3 protein-coding genes and 1 riboswitch are annotated in these 3204 nt (G+C 74.0%); all 3 genes read left to right on the top strand.

Translation table 11 applies throughout. The features are described 5' to 3' along the window. The coding region (locus tag GCU69_RS02070; RefSeq protein ID WP_156204962.1) for a cytochrome P450 at positions 1–666 on the top strand (666 nt) is incomplete at its 5' end. 116 nt (positions 667–782) lie between these two features. Then, positions 783–1763: a transglycosylase family protein gene (locus GCU69_RS02065; RefSeq protein ID WP_156204961.1), complete on the top strand. Its 981-nt coding sequence runs from the start codon at positions 783–785 to the stop codon at positions 1761–1763. A gap of 580 nt (positions 1764–2343) precedes the next feature. After that, a riboswitch (cyclic di-AMP (ydaO/yuaA leader) is annotated at positions 2344–2506 on the top strand. A gap of 2 nt (positions 2507–2508) precedes the next feature. Beyond that, positions 2509–3183, top strand: coding sequence for a LysM peptidoglycan-binding domain-containing protein (locus GCU69_RS02060; protein WP_156204960.1), 675 nt, complete (start codon positions 2509–2511; stop codon positions 3181–3183). Positions 3184–3204: the final 21 nt, after the last annotated feature.

The raw sequence follows: 3204 nt of genomic DNA, 5'->3' as shown, positions 1-3204 counted from the left end.
CGGGCCGGGGCCGAAGGCGCGGGCGCCCGGGCGAGGCCCGGCCCGGGCGGTCACGGTGAGCACCTCACCGAGGGCGAGGCCGCCGCCATGGCCTTCATCCTGCTCTTCGCCGGCTTCGAGACGACGGTCAACCTGATCGGCAACGGCGTGTACGCCCTGCTGCGCAACCCCGCGCAGCGCGAGCGGCTCCAGCGCTCCCTGGCCGCGGGGGAGACCGAGCTGCTGGCCACCGGCGTCGAGGAACTCCTGCGGTACGACGGCCCGGTGGAGATGGCGACCTGGCGGTTCGCCGCCGAACCGGTCGTCATCGGCGGACAGCGCATCGCCGAGGGCGAGCCCGTGCTGGTGGTGCTCGCCGCCGCCGACCGGGACCCGGAACGGTTCGACGGCCCCGACACCCTCGACCTCTCCCGCCGCGACAACCCGCACCTGGGCTACGGCCACGGCATCCACTACTGCCTCGGCGCCCCGCTCGCCAGGCTGGAGGCACGGACGGCACTGGCCACGCTGCTGCGCCGGCTCCCCGACCTGCGACTCGCGGCGGAATCAGGTGATTTGCGCTGGCGCGGCGGACTCATCATGCGCGGACTGCGCACGCTGCCGGTGGAGTTCGAACCCGAGGGGCGGACCGGTGCCGATCGGGAAAAAGACCACGACCAGGACTGACACCCGGTCAATCGTGATCTCCACGTGATCTCCACTACATCGACTTGTGACAGCTTCACGCCCTCGTTATTTTCGGCCACACTTCAACCTTCGTCCGTCGCACGAAAGGCCCCACCATGCTCTCCGGGAACGGCAGACACCGCCGCCCTCGCCAGGCTCCGGCGATCTTCGTCACCGCGGGGGTGACCGGGGCGAGCATCGCGATGCCGCTGCTCGGTGCCTCGGGAGCGCAGGCCGCGGACGCCGAGACCTGGGACCGGGTCGCGCAGTGCGAGAGCGGCGGCATGTGGAGCGCCGACACCGGCAACGGCTACTACGGCGGCCTCCAGTTCACCCAGGACACCTGGGAGGAGTACGGCGGCCTCGCCTACGCGCCGAGTGCCGACCGGGCCAGCCGCTCCCAGCAGATAGCCGTCGCGGAGAAGGTGCTGGACGCCGAGGGCCCGTTCGCCTGGCCCGGCTGCGCCGTGAACGCCGGTCTGACGGAGGAGGAGAGCGCCGACGAGCCCGAGATCGACCCGGGCGACACGGAGTCCGGTGCCCCGGAGGAGTCCGAGGACCTGGTGGAACTGCCCGATCTGATCGAGGGCGACCGCAAGAGCGGTGACGCCGGTTCCGGTGCGGAAGGGTCGGCGGACGAGTCGGCGGACGACACGAGGGACGAGTCCGGCGACGCCCCGGCGGACGACGCGTCCGGCGACGGGGCCGACGGCGACGGGGAGTCCGGGGGCGCACGGGACGACGCCGGGACGGGCGACGACGCCGCGTCCGGTGACCCGGCGGACGGCGCCACGGGCGAGGAGTCCGGGGGCGGGGCGTCCGAGGGCACCGGCCGGCACCGGGGCGCGCCCGCCGAGGAGCAGCCGGAGGAGCGCGGGCCGGGCCGGCACGCCTCCCGCGACGGCGAGTCCCGGGACGGTTCCGGCCGGGACGGTTACGAGGTCCAGCCGGGTGACAGCCTTTCAGGCATCGCCGAGAGCGAGCGGATCGACGGCGGCTGGCCCGCGCTCTACGAGGCCAACGAGGGCGTCGTGGGCGACGACCCGGACCTTATCCTGCCCGGTCAGCTCATCGATCTGTCCGTCAGCGGCGGCTGAACCGCCGCACTTTGCGCCCGTCCGCGGTCCGGGGCCGCACCACCGCCCGGCCCGCGCGGACGGGCGTCGGCCTGCGCACCTGCGGACGGGCGTTCGGCACGTGCACCGGTGGACGGGTGTTGGCCTGTGCGCCGGTAGTCGGGCGTCGGCCTGCGCACCGGCGGACGGGTGTCGGGCCTGCGTGGGACGGCGGGCGGCCCGGCCGCCGACGGGCCGGCAGCAGGCGGGCGTCGGGCCCGCGTACACCGGTGGACGGCGCGGGATCCGCGTGTGCGGGGGGACGGCACCGCACGGTCCGACGGGCCGGAAACGCGCGTGACGGCGCTGTCTCACACGCCGTCAACTGCATCTCATCGGATGAATCGGACCGTCGGGGCCGCCCGTGCCGTACGGGCCCGGCCCGGCGGCTCCCACCAGCGGAAACGGCGGCTCCGGGCTCCCGGGCGGGCGCGCGCGAGGGCTTTGTTCCGGAATGTCGGTCCCGGGGTTGCCGCTGTCCGTGTGCTTAACGTCTTATCGCTCGCTGCTGCGGGCGCCGTCGATCATCACGCCGAATCCTGCCGGTGATCGTCGGACAGTCGAGGCGCAAGCGCCGCAGGCGGGAGCGGGGGACCCAAGGTAAGCGCCGGAGGCCCGGGGACGGGACGGCCGGCTAGGGGTGAAGCCCAGTGCGGGAGCACTCGGCAGGGCAGCTCACAGCCCGAACCCGACAGCTCACCTCGCAGGCGTCGGTGAGAGGACAACCATGTTGCTTTCCGGCAAGGGCAGGCACCGCAAGCCTGCCGATCCCGTCAAGCCTGTCCGTAACATCGCCACCGCGGCCGGGGTCGCGGGAGCCGCGGCAGCCATCCCGTTCGTCGGCTCGGGCTCCGCCGCCGCCGCTTCGGTCGACACCTGGGAAGCGGTCGCCCAGTGCGAATCGAGCGGCAACTGGTCCATCAACACGGGCAACGGCTACTACGGCGGCCTCCAGTTCGCCCAGTCCAGCTGGGAGGCCGCGGGCGGCACCCGGTACGCCCCCCGCGCCGACATGGCCACCAAGGAGCAGCAGATCGCCACCGCCGAACGCCTCCTGGAGATCCAGGGCCCGCAGGCCTGGGCCTGCGCCGGCGCGGGCGGCCTGACCGCCGACGGGCCGGCGGCCGGTGTCGACCCCGGCGGCTCCGACGGCACGGCGGACGGCGGGCACGAGACGGAGCGGCCCGCCGGGCCCGAGCAGCAGCAGGAGCAGGCGCGGCCCGGGGACGCGACTCCTCAGGAGGCGCGGGGCAAGTACGAGGTCCGGGAGGGCGACACCCTCTGGAGCATCGCGGAGGCCCACGGGATCGAGGGCGGCTGGCAGAAGCTCTACGAGCTGAACGGCGACATCGTCGACGCCCCCGATGTGATCTATCCGGGCCAGAAGCTCCGCCTGGCCTGACCGGTCCGCCCCTCCCGGCCG

Source organism: Streptomyces lycii (genome assembly GCF_009735685.1).
Lineage (GTDB): Bacteria > Actinomycetota > Actinomycetes > Streptomycetales > Streptomycetaceae > Streptomyces > Streptomyces lycii.
The sequence above is the reverse complement of the archived record's forward strand: the minus strand, read 5'-3'. Positions and strand labels throughout refer to the sequence as shown.

Bases quoted from the DNA above. Each gene is read 5' to 3' on its own strand.
- GCU69_RS02065 (WP_156204961.1), top strand. From the start codon at position 783: ATGCTCTCCGGGAACGGCAGACACCGCCGCCCTCGCCAGGCTCCGGCG.
- GCU69_RS02060 (WP_156204960.1), top strand. From the start codon at position 2,509: ATGTTGCTTTCCGGCAAGGGCAGGCACCGCAAGCCTGCCGATCCCGTC.